Here is a 20,840-nt window from a genome sequence, read left to right on the forward strand (position 1 = left end):
GCAGAGACTTTATACAACACAAACAGAAAAGCACAGCACCTGCGCCGTGGCGTGGTGCGATGCTGTCATCAGTCCTGTTTTTCGGCCTCGTCCGCGCTCTGCACGGGCTCACGCATGCCCAGATGCTCAAGGAGCTTCTGTTCGATAGCCTCGCGCAGGGTGGTGTTTTCCTGCAGCATCTGGCGGACGTTTTCTTTGCCCTGTCCCAGACGCTCCGAGCCGAATGCGTACCACGCGCCGCTTTTTTCCACAATGCCCGTTTCCACGCCCAGATCGATCAGCTCGCCTGTGCGCGAAACACCCTGACCGTACAGAATATCGAACTGAGCTTCGCGGAACGGCGGTGCAACCTTGTTTTTGACAATCTTTACGCGCACGCGGTTGCCGTACACTTCTTCCTTGTCTTTCAGGGTCTGTATCTTGCGCACGTCTATACGCACCGAGCAGTAGAATTTGAGTGCATTGCCGCCGGTGGTCGTTTCCGGGCTGCCATACCCCATGGTGCCGATTTTCATGCGGATCTGGTTGATGAATATGACAGATGTGCGTGATTTGTGAATGGTGCCGGTGAGTTTGCGCATGGCATGCGACATAAGCCGCGCCTGCGAGCCCACCTGCGTTTCACCCATGTTGCCTTCAAGTTCCGACTGGGGAATAAGCGCCGCCACGGAGTCGATGACCACCACGTCCACGGCGTTGGAGCGCACAAGCATGTCGGCGATATCAAGTGCCTGCTCGCCGTAGTCCGGCTGCGAGATGAGCATCTCGTCGGTTTTTACGCCCAGCCGCCGGGCATAATTGATATCCAGCGCGTGCTCTGCGTCGATGAACGCGGCCGTGCCGCCCTGTTTCTGGCATTCGGCGATCATGTGCAGGGCAAGGGTGGTTTTACCCGATGATTCGGGACCATATATTTCGGTAACGCGTCCGCGTGGGATTCCGCCCACTCCCAGAGCAAGGTCAAGCCCTATGGAGCCGGAAGGAATGACAGCCACATTGGTATGCGCGTCGTCTGACAGTTTCATTACCGAGCCGGAGCCATACTTGCGTTCTATGGTGCTCAGCGCGGTGTTCAGCGCCTCGCGGCGCATTTCCTCAGGAGTGAGGCTGGTTTTTTTCGACATGAGTGGGACTCCGTGAACGGAAAAAGTGTTTCTGGCTCAAAGGCAATACCAGAAGCCGGACGGCTGGGCAACGTCCGCAGGCGGTCCGGCATCAGGGTCAGAATTCCGCGCGCGAAAAAGTGAGCAGTTGCCAACAACGCCCCCTGTCTTTATGAGGAGGGGATGAGCGACGATATACAGCAACAGTACGATGCCCTTGCCCTGCTGTCGGGCGGGCTCGACTCCATACTTGCGGTCAAGGTTGTGCAGGAACAGGGACTGCGTGTCAAATGCCTGCATTTTGTAACGCCTTTTTTCGGCAAACCCAGAGAGGTGAACCGCTGGGAATCCATGTACGGGCTGGACATAGCCGTGGTGGACGTGAGTGATGACTTTGTCTCCATGATGCGCGGGCGGCCCGCTCATGGTTACGGCAAGGTGCTGAACCCCTGCGTGGACTGCAAGATACTGATGATGCGCCGTACCCGCGCGCTGCTGCAGGAATACGGTGCCAGATTCATCATATCCGGCGAAGTGGTGGGCCAGCGGCCCATGTCGCAGCGGCGGGACACCCTCAATGTAATCCGCAGAGATGCGGAAGTCCGCGATATTCTTGTACGGCCTTTATGCGCCCTGCGTCTCGACCCCACCGAGGCGGAAGAACGGGGCTGGATAGACCGTTCACGCCTGCTGTCCATATCGGGCAGGGGACGCAAGGAACAGATGGCGCTGGCGGAACACTACCGGTTGCCCGAAATACCGACTCCGGCCGGGGGCTGCAAGCTGGCGGAAAAGGAAAATGCACGCCGTTACTGGCCTGTGCTCAGCCGTCTGCCCGACCCGCAGGCCCGCGATTTTAAACTGGCCAACGTGGGGCGGCAGTACTGGGCGGCAAACCGCTGGCTGACAGTGGGCAGAAACAAGGCGGATAACGAGGGCCTGCGCAAACTGGCCAGAAAGGGCGATCTTGTGTTCAAGGTCTGCGGTTTTCCCGGTCCGGTAGCTGTGGGCCGGCAGATAGACGATGACCCGTGGACGCCGGAAGAAGTGGCTCATGCCGCTTCTTTTGTCGCTTCTTTTTCGCCCAGGGCGGTGCGCAGCGGTGAACTGGTGCAGGTGGAACTTTCGTGCGCGGGCAGCTCGGGACAGCTTACTGTCATGCCCAGCAGACAGCCCGGCCCCGAATGGGCTGAAAACCAGTGGCTGGCAGTGCGCGAAGAGATTAAAGCCGACGCGAGAAAGCTATATGATGAATAAATAAGAACGTTTTATGCGGCACTTGATGAGAGTGCCGCTTTTGTTTTTTGGAAGATTATGGAAAAATTAGTTGAAACGTACAGCGTCTGCGACTAGGAAAATTCACCCGCCGGTATGTCCGGGGGTATCTTTACGAGGAGAGTGAAGGAATATGGCAACAAATCAACGCGACGGCTTTTCATCAAAGCTGGGGGTGCTGGCTGCGACTCTGGGGTCTGCGGTCGGGCTGGGGAACATCTGGAAATTTCCCTATATGACAGGAGAAAACGGGGGCGCTTCGTTTCTTCTGCTTTACATCATAGCCACACTGGTTGTGGGGCTTCCTATCATGATTGCGGAGATAATGATGGGCCGCAGGGCGCGCAGCAACGCCGTGGGCACATTCCGCAAGCTGGCCCCGGGCACGCCGTGGTGGCTGGTGGGGCTTTCCGGATGCATCGCCGCGTTTGTCATTCTTTCCTTTTATACCAATGTGGTGGGCTGGGTGTTTTTTTACATCGTCAAGTCTGTCACCGGTGTGCTGAACGCCACAGACCCTAAAACAGGCGAAGCGGTTTTCGGGGCCATGGTCAGCGCGCCGTGGTCTTCGCTGATGTGGCAGTGGGGGGTTCTGGTGCTCATCAGCTACATCATCATCGGCGGGGTGAGCAAAGGTATAGAAAAAACGACCAAAACACTGCTGCCCATTCTTTTTGTCATGCTGCTGCTTGTCTGCGCGCGCTCGCTTACGCTGCCCAAGGCGGCGGAAGGGCTTGCCTTTCTGTTCAATCCCGATTTCAGCAAGATTACCGGCAATGTGGTGCTGATGGCCATGGGGCTTGCATTTTTCAAGCTGTCCATCGGCATGGGCACCATGATGACTTACGGCAGCTACTTCCGCGCCGACGCCAACATTCCCGTCACCACAACGCGTGTCATGCTGGCAGACCTCATGGTTTCCATGCTGGCGGGCATTGCCATTTTTCCCGCTGTGTTCAACTTCGGCTTTGAACCGGCGGCCGGGCCGGGACTGCTGTTCATGACCATACCTGCGGTATTCAGTGCCATGCCTGCGGGGCAGCTGTTCATGGTTGCTTTTTTTGTGCTTACGGGCATTGCGACCATCGGGGCCATGTTGTCGCTTATGGAAGTGCCGGTGGCTTTTCTGACAGAAGCCCTCGGCTGGTCGCGCAAGACGGCTACGGTGCTTACCGCGCTGCTGCTGGCGGTTACGGGCGCACCTGCCACGCTGTCGTTCAGCACCATGGCCGATGTAACCGTGTTCGGCATGAATTTTTTTGATTTTTACGATTACCTGTCGTCCAATATTCTGCTGCCCGCCGGCGGGCTGCTTATCTGTGTTTTCATCGGCTGGGTGTGGGGCAGAAAGAATATGCAGGACGAGCTTTCCAACAGCGGAGAACTGCACAACACCTCTGTGGTGTCCGTGGTGTTCCGGCTGGTGCGCTGGGTGACCCCCGTGTTGGTGCTGCTGGTCATGCTCAACGGTCTGGGTGTTATCAAGCTGGGCTGATTGTTCTGCTGCGCTGCAGTTCCTGACCCCTGCCGTTTTTGAGGCAGGGGTTTTTTGCGGTCACAGCCCGCAGTCAAATTCAAGACATGCCAGCGCCTTTGCCAGATCGCCGCGTAATACGGGTTTGAGCAGCAGTTCGCTGATTCCGGCCTTGCGTGCGGCTTCACGCGTAAGCCCCTCGCTGAAGCCCGTGCACAGAATGACCGGCAGGTCGGGGCGCACCGCATGCAGGCGTGCCGCCAGCTCTGTTCCGGTCATGTCCGGCATGGTCTGGTCTGTAAGCACAAGGGCAAATTCCTGCGGGGCGCGGCTTACCATGTGCAGCGCCTGAGCCGGCGAATCGGCTATGCGCGGGGTGTATCCCATGCTTTGCAGCATATCGGCCATGACGCCTGCCAGCGCTTTTTCATCATCCACCACCAGCACAATGCCGCTGCCCGCGTGGCGCAGTGACCCGCCCGGTTCCGATACATTCTGTCCGTCGGTGGCGGGCAGCAGTATGGTGAAGTCTGTTCCCTGCCCGGGTACGGACGAGACAGATACCGTACCGCCGTGCGCGGTGATGATGCCGTGCACCAGCGCCAGCCCCATGCCCGTTCCTTCGTCGGGTTTTTTTGTGGTGAAAAACGGGTCAAAAATGCTGTGCAGTATCTGCGGGTCGATACCGTGCCCCGTGTCGGACACACGCAGGCGGACATACGTGCCCGCAGGGACGGAAAGAGGGCGCGCTTCTTCGGCGGTGAGCAGGGTGCTGTCCAGCGCAAGCAGCAGGTTGCCGCCCGGGCCGCGCATGGCGTGGGCTGCGTTGGCGCACAGGTTCATGACCACCTGCTGAATCTGGCTCAGGTTTGCGTTGACGGGAGGCACAGTGTCTGTACGCAGGTCGATGGCAATGTTGGCCGGCAGCGAAGCCCGCAGCAGTTTGACCGTTTCCTTGACGGGGGAAACAAGGTTGAGCGGATGACGCGAAGGCTCTTCGTGTCTGCTGAAAGTAAGTATCTGATGGATGAGGTCGCGGGCGCGCCTTCCGGCAGAGAGTACGGCGTCCAGCCGCCGCTGCATGGCCGAACCTTCCGTGGTTTCATCCATGCTCATTTCAGTATAGCCCATCATCACGCCGAGGATGTTGTTGAAATCGTGAGCGATTCCGCCTGCCAGCGTGCCTATGGCCTCCATTTTCTGAGCCTGGCGCAACTGTGCTTCCAGCTGTTTGCGGCTGCTTATGTCGCGTGCCACCAGTACGGTGCCTTCCGGTTCAGCATCTGATCCGGTGCCGGTGAACAGCGGCGAAAAGGTTATCAGAAAATGTCCGCCCAGCGCGGGCAGGTGCAGTTCTTCGGTATGGCTTTGTCCGCGGCTCAGCGCAGGCAGCGAGTCAAGCACAGGGCCGTGTGTGCCGTCGTCGAAAAGTGTTTTGCGGCTGTCCTGTCCCACCAGTTCGCGCGGATGGCGGCCCAGCAGCGTTCCCAGCGCCATGTTGCATCGCCTTATGTGCAGGTCGCTGTCCAGCAGGACGATTATGTCGGGTACACTGTCGAATGTTTTTTCCCACTCCTGCTTTGCCCGGACAATCATGTTTTCGACCGACTTGCGGTTGCCGATGTCTTCCACCGTGCCTTCTATGCCCGAAATTTCTCCGGCGGCCCCCCGTATGGTTCTGGCATTGACGGAAAGCCATACGCCGGAACCGTCGGGCCGTGCTGCGTGCATCTCGTATTCTGTCAGCAGGCCTTCATTCCTCAGTGCCGGCAGCAGTTCTTTTATTTCTGCGGCCGGAACATGGGGCCCCTTTTTTCCGGCATGGGCATTCAGCAGCTCTTGGGGGGAACGGTAGCCGAATATGGCGGCAAAAGCAGGATTCACCTGTACCAGCTCGCCCCACGGGCGGCAGCGGAACATGCCGACCATGGTGTTTTCGACCAGCGCGCGCCATTCTTTTTCATCATCTGCGCGTGAACGGCGGCGGGCACCTTGTCTGCGGCTCAGCACTGCCTGACTGCGCAGCCGCTGCAGGGCGGCGCCGGTATGCCAGTCCGCAGGCAGCAGCACTTCATCGGCACCGTCGTGGACGGCCTGCGCCGCGGCCTGCGGGTCGGGGGCAGGCATGACAAGGACAAAAGGAATCCCTTCGTGCACACGGCGCGCGGCCGCAAGTATCTGCTGCCACGGCATGCCCGCCACATGGGGTTCGGCCAGAATGATGTCCCAGGATTCTTCGGCAAGCGCGCGGGAAAGCTCCTGAGCCGACCCCACAAGAGAATAGGCGGGGTGCAGACCGCATTCCGAAGCGCTGTGCACTATGCCGTCCGCCAGTTCTTCCGAACAGGTGACAAAAAGCAGGCTGAGCGAATGGTGCATGGTGGCGTCCTTTGTCACCGGGCAAGCGCGCGGGCGCAACCGGCGGATAATTCCGGCCGTTTCAGGCCGCATACAGGTGTTTACCGGCATGCAGGCCAGAACGGGAACGCTCACCGGCATGCCACCCATGGTTCGTTGATCATGCGTTCGATGCCCTGCACCGTTATTTCCGGTCCCAGCAGACTGCCCACTACGGGGGTTACCGGAGTGTAACGGTATTCCACCCGTACCTGAACCCTGTCGCAGGGCAGGCCTGCATCGCCTTCTATCAGGGCGTCATCTCCCGCACCGGCGGCAATGCTGCCAATGGTGACGGTGACGCTTTGCGGCGAACTGCCGGCCAGAACTCCCGTCAGTCTCCGGGCCTCCTGCACAATGCGTGCATGGCGTGTGCCGTCGTCAAAGCCCTGACCGGTCACGGCGTAGCGTGCTCCGATAAGTGCGGCTTTGTCCACCGTGGTTCTGGCAAACAGGTTATAGCCGAATTCAATGAGCCCGAAAACCATCATCAGCAGCACAGGCAGAGTAAGGGCCAGCTCCAGCGAGCTGAGTCCGCTCGTGTCGTGCCGCAGCCTGCCTGTGACAAGTCGGAATGCGTGCATGGACAGTCTCCTTGCTGCGCGTCAGCGCAGCAGTCTCCAGCCGAGCTGACGGCCGATCAGTTTGAACACATCGTCAATGTCGTACGGTGAAGGCGCATCGAAATAGTGGTCATCGGTGCCTTCCTTGCTGGACGCGACAGCCCGCATCAGATTGCGGTCCACAGCGTCTGAAGAGCCGTACCGGATGGCGAATATTTCTATGCCGGCATCTTTGGCCAGAGCCGCTTCACTGAGCATGGCGTTGTTCAGCACGCCGCCGTCTTCGCAGTGCGAGTCCATGTCCATCATGCCGTAGTAGGCGTTGGTCCAGTAGTTGTTGGGCCGGTAATACACGGAATAGTTGCCGCCGCAGTTTCCGTCTTCGGTATCTCCGTCTGTCAGCAGGATGATCACCTTGCGCATGTCTTTGGCGGAGGAGCCTTCGGTGAAAGGCGCCTCGGGGGTCAGCACGTGGCGTGCCCATTTCAGGCCTTCTGATATGACGGTGCCGGAAGAATCACCCCGTGCATCCTGACGTCCTATGGCCTGTGTTATGGTGGCGCGGTCGGCTGTCAGACCCTGGGTAAGGGGGATGCTGGAGCAGGAGTACGGAGTCACTCTCAGCCTGTCGTTGTACGGGTAACGGTATTCGGGCTTTTTGTATTCATCCAGCAGGCCGTCCTCGTTCAGTGAGCCGTCGGCATTGCGGCAGCCGGAGGGCAGCCCGTCGACATCGGCTGGAATGCGCACTTTGCCGCGGAAGGGGACAAGGCCGATTTTAACCGATGTGGCCATGCCTTCGGGCATGATGAGATCCACCAGACGGGTAGCCGCGGCATTGGTTTCATTGATGGGCGAACCCTTCATGGAGCCGGAATTATCGATGACGAAGACGACTTCGAGGTTGTTGTACCCCGCTGAAGCCTGCGCGCGCACCGTGGAAGAGCCGATGCCCAGCGCGCCCATGAATATGGTGCCTACGGTTGCCTCGGCGTTTACCGTGACGCTGCGTTCCTCCGCCCCGGGCAGCACGGACTGCACCACGGCCTGAGGAAAATTGGCGTGCATGTATTCGTCCACAGCCGCACGTACCAGTCCCTTGTCCATGGCGGGGTCGTAGGGCAGCTGAAGACTGCCGGCCAGAGCGGCGGCATCTACCGCGGCCTGAAGTCGGCTGTGCGAAAGATACAGCATGCCCGAATCCAGCCCCAGCCCCATGATGCCCAGTATGACCGGCAACAGGACAGCCATGAGCGCGGCGGAGGCTCCTTCTGCTCCTGCCGCAAGCTGCCCGCCCAGTCTACGGCAGAGGCATGCTGGTCTGCGCAGTAAGTGTGTAAAGCGGTTCATTGGCTTCTCCCGTAATAATGTTGCTGGTAAAAACAGACTTGTACCCGTAGCGCACCTGTACGGTGACCATGGCGCCCTGTTCCGCGGCGCTGACATTTGTACTCAGGGCCTGCGGGTCAAGCGAGGTGACAAGCGAACGGACAAAAGCGTCCAGATTGTCGGTTTCGCCCGTCAGCACCACATGCCTTGCCGCAGAACGGCTGGCTTCTGTAAGTGCGGAATAGGTGCGTATGGTGTTGCCGCCTTCGACGAGCACGTACAGCAGTGCTGCCAGCACCGGTACAAGCAGGGCTACCTCGATGGCGGCAAGGCCGCGTTCATCGCGTGTGAAAGATATCGGCATGGTGGCCTCCTGTGCGGGCACCGGCTACAGTTGCTGCGCGGCGGGGGTGCCGGCAGGTATCAGCGTTGCAGGAACACGTACCGAACGCAGGTTTTCGAATGCCGCCTGCCGTACAAGCGCTGCACAGCGGGCGTCGGCTTCTTCCATGGTCTGATGGCTGCCCAGCACCACCCTGTGCCATGTGCCGTGTTGTCTGATGGCAAATGTGGCCACTCTGGCATCGAAACCCATGCTGCGCAGTTCGCCGGCACGTTGTTGTGCCTTGTGAGCGTCTTTCCACGAACTTTCATGCACGGCCCATACCTTGTCCTCAGACTGCGGTGCGGCGTTTGTCACAACGGCGGCGGGAGAGTCTGCGACGGAAACGGCACCGGCTGCGGGGGGCATGTTTGCGGTATCTGCCGCAACCGCCGGCACAGCCAAGGGCAACGCGGTGGATTGTGTCCGGTTATGCGGTGTTGCTGCGGGCTGTACGACGGGGGGCGCCGGTATCTGCCGTATGGCGGCAGGAGCGGCGGGGGCCGCGTCAAAACGGGCTGCCAGTCGGGCGCGTTTCAGGTTTTCAGCTGCACGGGCGTAGTAGCGCGGTTCAAGCTCCATGGCTTTTTCCAGATACACGACGGCCTCGCGGTGGCGGTTCTGCAGAAAAAGATAGTAGCCCAGGTTATTGTATGCGGCAGCCTCGGTGCCTGCATTGCGGAATGCTATGAGCGCTTCGTCCAGACGGTTCATTCTGCACAGGGCCAGTCCCATGTTGTTCCACGTTTTCGCCGCGGGTGCGCCAAGACTGATGGCCTGACGGAAGTGGGGGACGGCTTCGGCATCGCGGTGCAGCATGGAAAGGGTCATGCCAGCGTTATTGTGCAGCGCGGCGGATGCGGGGTAGAGCGCAAGCGCTGCCTGCAGCGCTTGCAGCGCCTGTGTATGTTCTCCCCGGTAGTTTCTGATGGCGGCTATGAACGCATGACTGTTTTCCAGTCCGGCATCCAGACTCACCGCTTTGGTGAACATATCCAGTGCTTCTTCCATCAGCCCTGCGGTGAAAAAAATGGCTCCGCTGGCTTCATGCGCCTTTGCATGGTCAGGCTCCAGTGCCAGTACCGCTTCCATTTCCTGCATGGCTTCCTGCTGCATGCCCCGGCTGTGCAGCAGCAGACCGCGCTGATAACGGGCCTGAGTCAGCGCGGGGTCAAGCGACGCGGCGCGACTGAACTGTTCAAAAGCCAGCTCGTCTCTTTCCTGCTGCAGAAAGCGGAGTCCGCGTGCCAGATGCTCACGTGCTTCAGCGCTGTTGTCATGGTTGTTCCGCGTGTCCTGCCCGGTTTCTTCTGCCAGCAGGGGCTGTCCGCTGTGATAACGCTGCATGAGCGAAAAACGGCCGGAGTTGTTTTCTTTTCCCTGAGCGCAGCCGCCCAGCAGTATGGCAGCCGCGGCAATTGAAAATATGTATGCAAGGCGGTTCATGGTGTCCTCTCCTATTCCATTTGTGAAAAGACCTGCATCAGACGGATGCCCGCAGGCCCCATGATGGCGACAAAAAGAGCCGGAAGTATGCAGAATACGAGAGGGAAAAGCAGTTTGACAGGCATCTTGGCGGCGATTTCCTCGGCTCTTTGAAAGCGCGTGGTGCGCATGGTGTCGGAATAGACGCGCAGCGTGTGTGCGATGCTGGTGCCGAATGCATCGGCCTGAATAATCAGGGTAACCAGACTGTTCACATCTTCCAGACCTACGCGGTGCGCCAGATTCTTCAGTGATTCCGATCTGGTTTTTCCGGCCCGCAGCTCACTGACCAGCATGGAAAGCTCTTCACCCAGCACAGGGCTGGAGAGCGACAGCTCACGGGCGACACGCCCTATGGCCTGATCAAGCCCCATGCCCGCTTCGACGCAGACCACAAGGAGGTCAAGCGCATCGGGCAGACTGTCTTCCATCTGGCGGCGGCGGGTGCGTACTTTGGATGATACCCATGCATCCGGCAGATACAGTCCCAGAACAGCAGGGCAGATAAAGAGCAGCGCCAGCATGCCGGCGGGAATGGTTTCACCGGCGGCAAGCCGTATCAGCAGTCCGCATGTCAGTCCCAGCAGCATGCATCCCGCCTTGGCGCCCCAGAGTATCAGCGGGGCTTTGCGGCTGCGGTATCCTGCCCGCACGAGGGCGAGGTTGGTCTGTCCCATCTGTTCTTCATTTCTGGGGGCAAGGCGTTCACCTATGGTGCTCATGAGGTCGTTCAGCTTTGCGGTCAGCTGCCGCCGTCCCTGCTGTGTGTCCGCCGCAGACTGCATGCCGGAGATGCGGGTCGGACTGATGTGATGCCGGACGCGGCGCTGCAGCTTTTTTGCCCGCTGTCTGCCGTTCAGCAGCCCGCGCAGGCCGAAAAAGGCCAGCATGACAGAGGCGGAAGCGAGAGCCGCCACAAGCAGCGGAAGCATGTTCTGTATGTTCATGGCTGCCTCCTATACCCGTATGGTGGTCAGTTTTTTCAGCGCCAGCGCGCCCGCAGTCATAAGAAAGAGCGAACCGTTCAACAGCATGTTGCCTTCCGGTGTGGTGTACAGCGCGCTCATGAAATCGGGGTTGAGCAGGTGGATGATGAACCCTATGCCGAAAGGCAGGGCAAACAGTATCCATGCGGTCAGCCTGCCTTCTGCCGAAAGCACCTTTACTCTGCCGTGCAGTTTGAAGCGTTCGCGCAGCAGCAGGGCGATGCCGGAAACGATTTCCGCCAGATTGCCTCCGGTTTCGCGCTGGATGTTTACAGAAACCACAAAGAACCGCAGGTCGGCGCAGTCCACGCGCCGGGTCATGGCGTGCAGCGCGGCATCCGGAGACACTCCGAAGTTGATTTCATCAAGCGTGATCTGAAATTCCGGTCCTACCGGATCGGCGAATTCATCGGCCACCATGCGCATGCCCTGCGGAAAGGCATGGCCGGCTTTCAATGCGCGGGCAATAAGGTCCAGCGCATCAGGCAGCTGCCTGTGAAATCTGTTCATGCGTCGTGTGCGGCGGGAAAGAATCCACGCAAAGGGCAGATAACCGGCGGCAAACGGGGTGACGGCACAAAGCCAGAAATTGTCAGTGAGCAGACGTATGAAGGCGAAACCCGCAGCTGCCAGAGTGACGGCTGCCAGAATGATGACCCCCACGTTTATATCGGTCTTGCCCTGTTCGAGAATAAGATCGAGCCTGCGCATGACAGAACGTCCTGACAGAACTTTGTCCAGCCACTGCATGCCCGACATGGCTCTGCGGCGTTCTATGTCTGCGGGGGGGCTGTTTCGTGCCGGACTGCCAGCGCTGTCAGACGGCGGCTCACACGCGCTTTTGCCTCGTGTCTGCGCGCGGACAGCAGGTTTCCGGTACCCAGCACCAGAATAAAGCAGGCGGCTACCGCCAGCAGCGTGGCTATGAGAATCATGCGGTTTCTCCTGTTCAGGCGGTGTCACGCCTGTTCCATGCCTTTTTCAAACAGGGCTCCGTCCAGCGGAATGCCCGCCGCGGCAAGCCGCGAGGCGAATCTTGGTCTGATACCGGCACCGGCAAAGCTGCCTGTGACCTTGCCGTCCTGCCCCACACCGGTCTGCCGGAAGGAGAATATTTCCTGCATGGTCACGGCCTCTCCTTCCATACCGGTTATTTCTGTCAGACTGGTCAGTTTGCGCGAACCGTCGGAAAGCCGCGAAACCTGCACAATGACGTCAACGGCGGAAGTGATATAGCGTTTAAGGGACAGCGTGCTGATGTTCAGCCCCGACATGGCCACCATGGTTTCAAGACGCATCAGGCAGTCACGCGGGCTGTTGGCGTGGATTGTGGTCAGTGAACCGTCATGACCGGTGTTCATGGCCTGCAGCATGTCCAGCACTTCGGCGGAACGCACTTCGCCCACGATGATTCTGTCCGGACGCATCCGCAGGCAGTTTTTCACCAGATCACGGGCCGTTATTTCGCCGTGGCCTTCTATGTTTGCCGGTCTTGTTTCCAGCCTGACCACGTGCTCCTGTTTCAGCTGCAGTTCCGCAGCGTCTTCAATGGTCACAATGCGTTCGTCGTGGGGCACAAAGCGCGACAGGCAGTTGAGCATGGTTGTTTTGCCCGATCCGGTGCCGCCGGAGACAATGATGTTCAGCCGGGCTTTAACTATACCGCGCAGCACTTCGCCCATTTCCGGGGTCAGTGCCTTGAAGCGTATCAGGTCGTCCAGTTCCAGCGGGTCCTTGGAAAAACGGCGTATGGAGAGGCTGGGGCCGTCCAGCGCCAGCGGGGGGATTATGGCGTTGACTCGTGAGCCGTCAGCAAGACGGGCGTCCACCATGGGCGATGATTCGTCCACGCGCCGCCCGATGCGTGAAACAATGCGGTCGATGATCTGCCGCAGATGTTCGTCATCGTGAAAACGTACACCCGCCTTGTGCAGCTTGCCCCCGCGCTCCACATATACCTGCCGGTAATTGTTCACCAGAATATCCGAAACAGAAGGGTCGGCCAGCAGAGGCTCCAACGGGCCGAGGCCCAGTATTTCATGCTGTATTTCCTCGGCTACGCGTCGGCGCTCCTGACTGTTGAGCGGAATCTGCCGGTATTCTTCATGCAGTACCTTTTCCACCAGCCGGCGGATTTCAGTACCCAGTACCTCCGGATTGAGGTGTTCGGCCGCACTGATGTCCATAAGCTCCAGCACGCGGGCATGCACACGGGCTTTGGCTTCGTAATAGCCTTCTTCCTGCGGGGCGGCGCAGGACACAGTGCTGTTGCCGGACCGCGCAGGCCGGAAAGCCTGCTGGCGCATGGCAGTACGTGCAGCACCGGAAGAGGCGGGAGCCGGTACGTCTGCGTCCGGCGGAGACTGCAAAGCTCCGGTGTGCTCTGCCGGTGCCGCCGGCTGCCGTGCATGTGCCGGTGCGGATGCGTGCCGCATGTCCGGCGGATGCGTTCCGGCGGGCGCAGAGACCGTTCCGGTTGTTTCAGCGTGAGCGGAATCCGTATGCGGTGTCCGGGGCGTGGCAGGTTGCGGACTGCGGCGGAAAGCCTGTTCCAGCGCGTCGTCTTCGCTGCGGACGGGGACTCCGGACAAAGGCGCCGGCGTGCGCCGGGTGGAGCGCATGAGTCGTTCTGCCAGTTTCATGGTCAGCTCTCCGCGGTCTGAAGGTTGCCGGACATAGGCGCGTCCTGTGTTGTCCGCACGCGGGAAGGACGACGCGGCATGAATCTGGCCAGCAGGCTTCTGGGGCGCATGGAACCGGTATCAGCCGGAGAGGCCTGAGGCATGAGTATGTCTGCCAGTGCGGTCAGCGATTTTGCCGCGGGCGAACGCGGGTGCGCATCGCACAGGGCCACACCCTGATTGACCGCGGAGACGGCCGCTTCGTAGTCATTTTCAATAAGGCAGCAGGCTTTGCGTTCCAGCAGGGTTTCGGCTTCTTCCTGCGACAGTCCGCTTCCTGCTGCATGCCTGTTGATAACCAGACGGATTTTACCGTCCAGATCCGGAGCCGTCTGTGCAATGCTGTTGAGCAGCCTGCGGGCTCCGGCCAGCGCCGGCAGTGACAGTTCTGAAACCAGAAGCACCTCGTCCGCTTCGTGCATGGATACGAGAGCCAGTTCATCGGCATACGGACCGCCGTCGATAAGCACGGCGTCATGGCGGGTGCGCAGCAGGCGCAGAATACTTCTTACGCTGCGCTCGCTCAGTGTTTCGGGCGCATCGTTTTCATCCGGCGCGGACAGTATTTCCAGCCCGCTTTCGTGCCGTTCCATAAGACTCTGCAGATACATATGATCCAGTCTGTGCAGTTCACGCGCCGCATCTGCCCATGTGCGCGCGTATTGCATGTCCAGAAAAAGCGGAACCTCGCCCTGCGGCAGGCGCATATCCATCACCGCGGTGCTGCGGCCGTTCCGTGCGCTGTTCACGCCCAGATTGACCGTAACCGTCGTGGCACCGCTGCCGCTTTTTGCGCCCAGCACATGGATGATGCGTCCCTGACGCTGTACAGCAGGCTGCGGTGCGGTTTCGGTTTCACGCATGCGCGCGGCGTATCCTTCCAGCGCCGCGGCAATGTTGTCGCTGCTGAAAGGTTGTTCCAGAAAGCCGGTGACACCGGCGCGCATGGCGCGGATGATGACATCGGGGTCTTTGCGCGGAGCGGTGATGAACACTTCGCCCACACGCGGGTCGGCCGCCAGCGCCACAATGGCGTCAAAGTCATCCTGCGGGGTGCCGCCCAGTTCCACTATGACCAGCCCCATGTCTTCGGATACGCCCGGAGTGGCAAGATGAAAGTGCTTCTGGTGCGCAATGAGGCGCGAAAGCTCTTCTTCGGTATGCAGGTTTCTGGTCAGCAGACAGACCGGATAGGTGGAAGCCATGATTTCCTCCGGCTATTTGGGACCGTTCAGATTAAGGTTGATGCCGGACGCCTTTTGCGCGGGCTGTTCGGGGGTGCGGTACAGGCCGATGGTTTCTTCTGCCAGCACGCCGTCCATGGCGGCCGGTGCATAGCCTGTTTCCGGCGCGGGGCAGGCCCGCTGTGCCTGCTGCTGCTGGCGGAATGAAGAACCGGTCTGTTGCACCCACTCGGGTATGGGCCGCTGCGTGCCCGGGGCGCCTGCATTGGTGCATCCGGCCAGCGCTGCCAGTATTAAGGTGGCAATGATGTATCTGCTCATGTTGTTTCTCCGCAGTTACCGCAGTCTGAGCACGTGGCCGAACTCGCCTTCCATGCCGGACGGCGGATTGCCGTCTGAGGACTGAACATCGCCGGAGCCCCGCATGGCGGCAGGGGCCGCGGCAGGAGCATCGCCTTCCATTTTTCCCTGAATGAAAAATTCATATTCCGTGGGTTCGCGAAAGCCGTCTGTGGGCAGGGTCTGTGCGGTCATATCCAGCGGTTTGGCCAGCCGCGGGGTTATGATGATCACGAGCTCGGTTTCATTTTTCTGCCAGCTGGAAGAACGGAACAGGGTTCCCAGTACGGGAATGTCGCCCAGTCCGGGGTATTTTTTTATGGTTTCGCGGACTTCATCGCGCAGCAGACCGGCAATGGCAAAGCTCTGACCGTCGCCCAGCTCCACCGTGGTGGAGGCCCGCCTGCTGCTGATGCCGGGAATGGAGAAACCGTTGATCTGGATGACGTTGGCATAATCAAGCTCGGAGACTTCCGGCTCAACCTTGAGGCTTATCTGGCGCGGCGAAAGTACCGTGGGCGTGAAATCCAGCGTTACGCCGTATTCCTTGAATTCGATGGCCACGGTGCCCAGCCCCTGCGGTACAGGTATGGGTATCTCGCCGCCGGCAAGAAAACTGGCATGCTCACCGCTCCGGCAGACCAGCGTGGGCTCGGCCAGTACTTTTACAAGGCCGTTTTCCTTGAGCACATCCAGAAAGCCGGTCAGTGTCATGCCGCCTACCGGTGCCTGAAACACGCCGGTATTGTTAGGGCTCAGCACAGCGGCGGTGCGGCCCACACCTATGGTTCCGTCCTGATTGTCAAGTGTGAACAGCTGGTTGAGCATGGTAAAGGCAAAACTGTTGCCCCACGCGGCAGCCAGATCAATGCCCAGACGCTGCATGACGGAGCGGCGCATTTCAGCGACTTTCACTTCAAGCATTATCTGATGCATTCCGCCGACTTTCATGAGGTTGGTCACTTTGTCGGGGGCGTACATACGGGCCATGTCCATGGCTGTGGCAATATGCGCGGGGCTGCTTACCGTGCCTGCCAGAGTTATGGATTCACCTACCGTCATGACCATTATGTCTTTTTCCGACGGCAGCAGCTTGTGCAGCATTTCCTTCAGGCGGGCGATATCCGGTGAAACCTGAATGTCGAATACATGGGACACCGCACCGGCAGCGTTCCACAGCGTCAGTGTGGTGCCGCCCGGCTTTACGCCGGTTACGTAGACCTGTGTGGGAGAGAGCACCAGCACTTGTGCCACCTCCGGCGCAGCCACTGAAACCCGCCGGACAGGGGATGCGGTTTCAAGAACGACCGATTTGCCGGCGGCCAGCTGCACTGCGGCGGGCACTATGGCAGCCTGCGCGCATACGGCGCTCAGCAGCACCGCAGCCAGTACCGGAAAATGGCGGAAACATACCAGAAGCGTTGTGGCTTTGTTGAAAGCAGTCATTGCCTGAACCTCAGTGTTGAGCGCTGTGTTCCGCTGATGACTTCCACAGAAGCGGCGGCACGCGCTTTGCGGGCGGGCGCGGCTGCAGGACGCAGCATGGAAAGCGCATGGGGGACGTCCGTGCCGGCTGTTTTGACGGAATCAGTATCTGCCGGATTGCGCAGGGAAAAGTGTACCTCTCCGCGGGAAGCAGCCAGAGAGAGCACTTCCACCTCGCGGGGCAGCATTTCCAGCGTATAGATGTCCACCGGTGATGTGGCGGTGTCGTCGCCCTGCTGTTCCAGTTCGGTGCCGGTGGCCAGTACGCGGATGTTCTCCAGTACGGTTTTGGTCACGGCCTTGTCTTGGGGGCGCCTGTTGTCATCTATGGTCACCAGTACGTCCACATGGTTTCCGGGGCGGATGAATCCGGCCATACCCAGAACATTGTTGCCCTTTACCGCCACCGCCCGTTTGCCGGGGCTGATCATGGTGCTGACGCCGCCGTAACGGACGGTGTCTTCCACCAGCCGCGCGGGAGTGATGGGTTCGCCGGCTGTCACGGCGGAAGCGAGCACTCTGCCCGTAAGCTCATCTGCGGAGGAAAAGGCCCCCGCGGGGGCGGTCTGCTGCAGAAATTCGGCCATGGTGATCTGTTCGGCACGTATTCTTGTGCCTTTGGTCATATCAGCTGCCGCCACGGCCAGCATGACGCTGGCGACTTTGGGGGGCTGTGCCGTGCGGGCGGGGGCCTGCATCATGCGGAAGACGAGTGCTCCGGCCCCAAGTGCCAGCACCAGCGCTACAGCAATCTGGATGAGTGATGATTTTTTCATGCCGGTTCTCCGTCAGCGGATTGCCATGATGCCGGAAAAGACAGCATCCAATGCGCCTGAAAAGTACATGGAGGTTACGGTACCGGCTGCTATGGCCACGCCGTAGCACAGTCGGGGCAGTGCCTTTCCGCCTGTTGCGGGGGTGTAGGCCATCTCGCCGGTAACCAGCATGGTGGTAAATGATGTGTGCAGCGCGCGGCCCACGGCCCGGAGCTGAGGCAGGTGAAACAGCAGAACGCCCAGAGCGTAGGCGCCGCCGGCAAAGCTGGTCCATATGAACGCACCGAACACTCCCTGCGCTCCCAGAAAGGCACCCGCCGCACCCATCAGCTTCACATCGCCCGCGCCCATCACACCCGCCAGAAAAGGCAGCAGCATCAGAGCTGCGCCCAGTCCCAGTCCGGCAAGGGAAAAAAGCAGCCCGTCAGCGCCGCCGGCGGCACCGTGCCCCGCCAGTCCGGCGAACATGGCCGGAAAAGTGAGCCAGTTGGGAATGCGCATGGCCCGTATGTCGGTGACGACGGCTGTCATCAGAATGCTGACAAGCAGGATGGGCATGACGGTCTGCATGGTGTGTTCCTCTGTTTTGTGGCTAAAAGGGCCGGAGATGCGCTCCGGCCCTTTTTGCTGTCTGCGGATAATCCCTTCCGTGCCGGACGGATAAGCGGAGCAGGTTGCGGATACTGCAGGACGGCCTGTCGGTAAGCGGGGGCTGCAGGCCGGCTCCGTCTCTGAAGGGTCTGTCGGCGGATGATTCTGCTGTGTCCCTGTTAGGTACCGGGGGTGGGCATCTTGGAGTCGATGTAGGTGAAGGTGTCGCTCACCTTGGTACCCAGCGCGGTGACGGCTGCCACGATGACAGCGGCAATGAGGGCTGCGATAAGTCCGTATTCCAGAGCGGTGGCGCCTTCTTCACCCTTGAGCAGGTTCATGATGATCTTTTTCATGGTTCTTTCTCCTTTTTGCGGAAAAGCGTTTGCTGCGGACAAGCCGCGGTTGTGCATTCCTATAGGCAACCACTGTGCCAAGCCGCGCCGCGCGGTTTATTTTTTTCGATAACTATATGTAAAAAATAACATTATGTTTGTTGGCAGATGTCCGGCCCCATCGGATGACCGGCGAAGAGAAAGGGGGGTGCGGCAGTGCGTATCTAAAATTTATAGACCGTCGGGGCAGAACGCAGACAGGCAGACGGCTTGTGCCGCGGGGTCTAAGTGAGTCTAAAAAAAATAGATGATAAGGCGTGTACAGGGTACGCGCAGAGCAGGAGCACTGATGTCCTGCGGGGGATGTCGTCGGGAATGATGGATGAACAGCAGCTTGCCGGCGGGGTGAGATGTTCCGTCGGGTCTAAAAAAATTAGATACGCGACGGCACTCAGATGCGTATCTGATGCTTCTGCAGTTTTGCCCACATGTTTTTGGGAGTAAGGCCCAGCAGGGCCGCAGCGTTTTTCTGGCTGCCTTCCGCCCTGCGCAGCGCTTCCAGCAGCAGGTTGCGTTCCATCTGGTGCAGGGTTTCGCGCAGGGGCATACGCAGGCAGTCTTCTGCCGCGGGGGCGTCATGCGGAGACTGTGCGGTGCAGGGCTGCGGCGATGTACCGTTCTGCACGGCAAGTGCAGCGGCTATGTCCTGCGCTGTAATGCGTCCCTGTGCGCTGATGGCCGCTCTTTCCAGCAGGTTGGCCAGCTGCCGGACATTGCCGGGCCAGTGGTGGTTCATAAGCGCCTGTACGGCTGCGGCAGTGATGCCGTGCACCGGTATGCCCAGCGTCAGCCCCAGTTTGCGGAGAATATGCTCCGCCAGCCGGGGTATGTCTTCTTTGCGGTCGCGCAGGGGAGGCAGCATGATTACGGCTACGCCCAGCCTGTAATACAGGTCTTCGCGAAACGCTTTGCGGGCCACAAGTTCACGCAGGTTCTGGTTGGTGGCGGCGATAATGCGTACGTTGACTGCAACCGGTCTGCGCCCGCCCAGCCGTTCGATCTGTTTTTCTTCCACGGCCCGCAGCAGTTTGGGCTGAATGGCTGCGGGCATGTCGCCAATTTCGTCCAGCAGCAGGGTGCCGCCGTGCGCCAGCTCAAATTTGCCGGGCTGTGCAGATGTGGCACCGGTAAAGGCACCTTTCTCGTGACCGAACAGTTCGTTTTCAAACAGATGTTCAGGAATGGCGGCGCAGTTTACCTTGACAAAAGGTGCTCCTGCCCGGCCGGAAAGCGCGCGCAGGGTGTCGGAGACCAGTTCTTTGCCGGTGCCGGATTCGCCGGTGATAAGCACTGTCGAATCGAGCGGGGCTACTTTTTCGACCAGCGTTTTTACGGCGCGCATGGGGGCGCTGTCGCCGATGATGCGTTGTACCGGGCTGTCATGGCGCAGCGTTTCGCGCAGAGTGGTCACCTCTTTTTGCAGACGGCGTTTTTCCAGCGCCCTGCGCACCACGATGTCCAGTTCTTTCAGGCTGAATGGTTTTGAAAAAAAATCGTAGGCTCCCAGACGGATGGCTTCAAGCGCCAGTTCTCTGGTGGAGTAGGCGGTCATGACGATGATATCGGAACCGGGGGCGGCTTCACGCAGCTGAGGAATGGCCTCCACACCCGACATGCCGGGCAGCATGACATCGGTCAGGATAAGATCGAAATCATGCTGACGCGCCATGCTGATGCCTTCCTCCGCTCTGGAGGCCGAGCTCACGGCGTACCCGCGGCTTCGTAACGCCTCGGAAAGCATCTCCTGAAAGGCGTTGTCATCTTCGATAAGCAGGATGTGTTCGCTCATGCCGCATGGGGGGGTTGGGGTTGCACTCCGGTCATACCATGACACGCCGTGCAGTTCTATTAGATGGTTTCTTTTTAAAAGTCAAATAAAAACGAGTCGTTGTGACGGAGAGACGCTTAGGGGGCGGCCGTTGCGGCAGTAAGCAGCACGCTGTGGTCCGGACGTTTGCCGCCCGCATAGGGTACGGCAAGACCGGCCTGCAGCAGGAGCGTGCTCAGGTCCTGCCCTGCCACCCGCACACGGGCGATGATGCGGAAATACTTCCCCCGACCGATGTCGTGCAGTTCCACTGGGGCATCGCCCAGCACCTGCCGGACAAATTCCCGGGCAGCCACTGCAAGAGCCCGCAGACGCGGGTCCGGGTCGTTGAGTTCCGGCGTGTCGCATCCCGCCAGCCGCACGGGAATGGCCTGCCCGAAAACCGGAGGATAGGTGTCTATGTCTACTATCAGAGTATCGCCGTCCACCACGCGGACGACCCGTGCCGCAGCCGGCGCGTAGGGCATTACAGCCGCCGCGGGAGATTGCAGGGGGCCGGCATGTGCCGCAGCGGCAAGACACCACAGGCATAGCTGTGCGGCAATATGCAGAACGCGCATAGAAATA

At 59.8% G+C, this 20,840-nt stretch carries 20 protein-coding genes; 2 read left to right on the top strand and 18 right to left on the bottom strand.

The window, feature by feature from the left end:
• Positions 1-68 precede the first annotated feature (68 nt).
• Entirely contained in the window at positions 69-1,124 is a 1,056-nt protein-coding gene (recA, locus tag ACZ5D1_RS06460; RefSeq protein WP_011368246.1) for a recombinase RecA, read from the bottom strand.
• A 162-nt stretch (positions 1,125-1,286) separates the two neighbouring features.
• Here recA and ACZ5D1_RS06465 point away from each other — a divergent pair, with 162 nt between their 5' ends.
• Positions 1,287-2,360, top strand: coding sequence for a DUF814 domain-containing protein (locus ACZ5D1_RS06465; protein WP_011368245.1), 1,074 nt, complete (start codon positions 1,287-1,289; stop codon positions 2,358-2,360).
• Between the two features lie 151 nt (positions 2,361-2,511).
• The gene (locus ACZ5D1_RS06470; RefSeq protein ID WP_011368244.1) at positions 2,512-3,873 is read left to right on the top strand and encodes a sodium-dependent transporter; all 1,362 of its coding nucleotides are present in this window, start codon (positions 2,512-2,514) and stop codon (positions 3,871-3,873) included.
• Between the two features lie 60 nt (positions 3,874-3,933).
• Here the strand turns inward: ACZ5D1_RS06470 and ACZ5D1_RS06475 are convergent, their stop codons facing one another.
• The 17 genes from ACZ5D1_RS06475 to ACZ5D1_RS06555 form a co-directional block, all read right to left on the bottom strand.
• Positions 3,934-6,231 (bottom strand): hybrid sensor histidine kinase/response regulator, encoded by a 2,298-nt coding sequence (locus ACZ5D1_RS06475; protein ID WP_464556289.1) that lies wholly within the window; start codon positions 6,229-6,231, stop codon positions 3,934-3,936.
• A 110-nt stretch (positions 6,232-6,341) separates the two neighbouring features.
• Complete coding sequence (locus ACZ5D1_RS06480; RefSeq protein ID WP_011368242.1) at positions 6,342-6,833, bottom strand: TadE/TadG family type IV pilus assembly protein; 492 nt, start codon at positions 6,831-6,833, stop codon at positions 6,342-6,344.
• A gap of 21 nt (positions 6,834-6,854) precedes the next feature.
• Positions 6,855-8,162 (bottom strand): vWA domain-containing protein, encoded by a 1,308-nt coding sequence (locus ACZ5D1_RS06485; protein WP_420538365.1) that lies wholly within the window; start codon positions 8,160-8,162, stop codon positions 6,855-6,857.
• Positions 8,113-8,505, bottom strand: coding sequence for a TadE/TadG family type IV pilus assembly protein (locus ACZ5D1_RS06490; RefSeq protein WP_011368240.1), 393 nt, complete (start codon positions 8,503-8,505; stop codon positions 8,113-8,115). The genes ACZ5D1_RS06485 and ACZ5D1_RS06490 overlap by 50 nt, the downstream gene beginning before the upstream one ends.
• A gap of 24 nt (positions 8,506-8,529) precedes the next feature.
• The gene (locus ACZ5D1_RS06495) at positions 8,530-9,969 is read right to left on the bottom strand and encodes an SPOR domain-containing protein (protein ID WP_051363811.1); all 1,440 of its coding nucleotides are present in this window, start codon (positions 9,967-9,969) and stop codon (positions 8,530-8,532) included.
• Positions 9,970-9,980: 11 nt separating this feature from the next.
• Entirely contained in the window at positions 9,981-10,955 is a 975-nt protein-coding gene (locus ACZ5D1_RS06500) for a type II secretion system F family protein (RefSeq protein WP_464556291.1), read from the bottom strand.
• Between the two features lie 9 nt (positions 10,956-10,964).
• Positions 10,965-11,753 carry a type II secretion system F family protein gene (locus ACZ5D1_RS06505; protein WP_273237884.1) on the bottom strand — a complete coding sequence of 263 codons (789 nt, stop codon included), beginning with the start codon at positions 11,751-11,753 and terminating at the stop codon, positions 10,965-10,967.
• A gap of 14 nt (positions 11,754-11,767) precedes the next feature.
• Positions 11,768-11,929 (bottom strand): hypothetical protein, encoded by a 162-nt coding sequence (locus ACZ5D1_RS06510; protein ID WP_464556293.1) that lies wholly within the window; start codon positions 11,927-11,929, stop codon positions 11,768-11,770.
• Positions 11,930-11,953: 24 nt separating this feature from the next.
• Positions 11,954-13,636, bottom strand: coding sequence for a CpaF family protein (locus tag ACZ5D1_RS06515; RefSeq protein WP_464556294.1), 1,683 nt, complete (start codon positions 13,634-13,636; stop codon positions 11,954-11,956).
• 2 nt (positions 13,637-13,638) lie between these two features.
• Positions 13,639-14,880, bottom strand: a complete 1,242-nt coding sequence (locus tag ACZ5D1_RS06520) for an AAA family ATPase (protein ID WP_464556296.1) — start codon at positions 14,878-14,880, stop codon at positions 13,639-13,641.
• A 12-nt stretch (positions 14,881-14,892) separates the two neighbouring features.
• Positions 14,893-15,180, bottom strand: coding sequence for a hypothetical protein (locus tag ACZ5D1_RS06525; RefSeq protein WP_011368234.1), 288 nt, complete (start codon positions 15,178-15,180; stop codon positions 14,893-14,895).
• A gap of 15 nt (positions 15,181-15,195) precedes the next feature.
• Positions 15,196-16,644 carry a type II and III secretion system protein family protein gene (locus ACZ5D1_RS06530; protein ID WP_011368233.1) on the bottom strand — a complete coding sequence of 483 codons (1,449 nt, stop codon included), beginning with the start codon at positions 16,642-16,644 and terminating at the stop codon, positions 15,196-15,198.
• Positions 16,641-17,459, bottom strand: a complete 819-nt coding sequence (gene cpaB / locus ACZ5D1_RS06535) for a Flp pilus assembly protein CpaB (RefSeq protein ID WP_464556298.1) — start codon at positions 17,457-17,459, stop codon at positions 16,641-16,643. Before cpaB ends, ACZ5D1_RS06530 begins: the two co-directional genes overlap by 4 nt.
• A 12-nt stretch (positions 17,460-17,471) precedes the next feature.
• Positions 17,472-18,029, bottom strand: a complete 558-nt coding sequence (locus ACZ5D1_RS06540) for an A24 family peptidase (protein ID WP_464556299.1) — start codon at positions 18,027-18,029, stop codon at positions 17,472-17,474.
• A 200-nt stretch (positions 18,030-18,229) separates the two neighbouring features.
• A complete protein-coding gene (locus ACZ5D1_RS06545) occupies positions 18,230-18,406 on the bottom strand; it encodes a Flp family type IVb pilin (protein ID WP_464556301.1) in 177 nt (58 codons plus the stop codon).
• A gap of 430 nt (positions 18,407-18,836) precedes the next feature.
• On the bottom strand, positions 18,837-20,234 hold the full coding sequence (locus ACZ5D1_RS06550; protein WP_011368229.1) for a sigma-54-dependent transcriptional regulator: 1,398 nt from the start codon (positions 20,232-20,234) through the stop codon (positions 18,837-18,839).
• Between the two features lie 116 nt (positions 20,235-20,350).
• Complete coding sequence (locus ACZ5D1_RS06555) at positions 20,351-20,740, bottom strand: thermonuclease family protein (RefSeq protein ID WP_162147935.1); 390 nt, start codon at positions 20,738-20,740, stop codon at positions 20,351-20,353.
• Between the last annotated feature and the right edge of the window lie 100 nt (positions 20,741-20,840).

This window comes from Oleidesulfovibrio vietnamensis (genome assembly GCF_055388115.1).

Bases quoted from the DNA above. Each gene is read 5' to 3' on its own strand.
- recA (WP_011368246.1), bottom strand. From the start codon at position 1,124: ATGTCGAAAAAAACCAGCCTCACTCCTGAGGAAATGCGCCGCGAGGCG.
- ACZ5D1_RS06465 (WP_011368245.1), top strand. From the start codon at position 1,287: ATGAGCGACGATATACAGCAACAGTACGATGCCCTTGCCCTGCTGTCG.
- ACZ5D1_RS06470 (WP_011368244.1), top strand. From the start codon at position 2,512: ATGGCAACAAATCAACGCGACGGCTTTTCATCAAAGCTGGGGGTGCTG.
- ACZ5D1_RS06475 (WP_464556289.1), bottom strand. From the start codon at position 6,231: ATGCACCATTCGCTCAGCCTGCTTTTTGTCACCTGTTCGGAAGAACTG.
- ACZ5D1_RS06480 (WP_011368242.1), bottom strand. From the start codon at position 6,833: ATGCACGCATTCCGACTTGTCACAGGCAGGCTGCGGCACGACACGAGC.
- ACZ5D1_RS06485 (WP_420538365.1), bottom strand. From the start codon at position 8,162: ATGAACCGCTTTACACACTTACTGCGCAGACCAGCATGCCTCTGCCGT.
- ACZ5D1_RS06490 (WP_011368240.1), bottom strand. From the start codon at position 8,505: ATGCCGATATCTTTCACACGCGATGAACGCGGCCTTGCCGCCATCGAG.
- ACZ5D1_RS06495 (WP_051363811.1), bottom strand. From the start codon at position 9,969: ATGAACCGCCTTGCATACATATTTTCAATTGCCGCGGCTGCCATACTG.
- ACZ5D1_RS06500 (WP_464556291.1), bottom strand. From the start codon at position 10,955: ATGAACATACAGAACATGCTTCCGCTGCTTGTGGCGGCTCTCGCTTCC.
- ACZ5D1_RS06505 (WP_273237884.1), bottom strand. From the start codon at position 11,753: ATGTCGGGCATGCAGTGGCTGGACAAAGTTCTGTCAGGACGTTCTGTC.
- ACZ5D1_RS06510 (WP_464556293.1), bottom strand. From the start codon at position 11,929: ATGATTCTCATAGCCACGCTGCTGGCGGTAGCCGCCTGCTTTATTCTG.
- ACZ5D1_RS06515 (WP_464556294.1), bottom strand. From the start codon at position 13,636: ATGAAACTGGCAGAACGACTCATGCGCTCCACCCGGCGCACGCCGGCG.
- ACZ5D1_RS06520 (WP_464556296.1), bottom strand. From the start codon at position 14,880: ATGGCTTCCACCTATCCGGTCTGTCTGCTGACCAGAAACCTGCATACC.
- ACZ5D1_RS06525 (WP_011368234.1), bottom strand. From the start codon at position 15,180: ATGAGCAGATACATCATTGCCACCTTAATACTGGCAGCGCTGGCCGGA.
- ACZ5D1_RS06530 (WP_011368233.1), bottom strand. From the start codon at position 16,644: ATGACTGCTTTCAACAAAGCCACAACGCTTCTGGTATGTTTCCGCCAT.
- cpaB (WP_464556298.1), bottom strand. From the start codon at position 17,459: ATGAAAAAATCATCACTCATCCAGATTGCTGTAGCGCTGGTGCTGGCA.
- ACZ5D1_RS06540 (WP_464556299.1), bottom strand. From the start codon at position 18,029: ATGCAGACCGTCATGCCCATCCTGCTTGTCAGCATTCTGATGACAGCC.
- ACZ5D1_RS06545 (WP_464556301.1), bottom strand. From the start codon at position 18,406: ATGAAAAAGATCATCATGAACCTGCTCAAGGGTGAAGAAGGCGCCACC.
- ACZ5D1_RS06550 (WP_011368229.1), bottom strand. From the start codon at position 20,234: ATGAGCGAACACATCCTGCTTATCGAAGATGACAACGCCTTTCAGGAG.
- ACZ5D1_RS06555 (WP_162147935.1), bottom strand. From the start codon at position 20,740: ATGCCCTACGCGCCGGCTGCGGCACGGGTCGTCCGCGTGGTGGACGGC.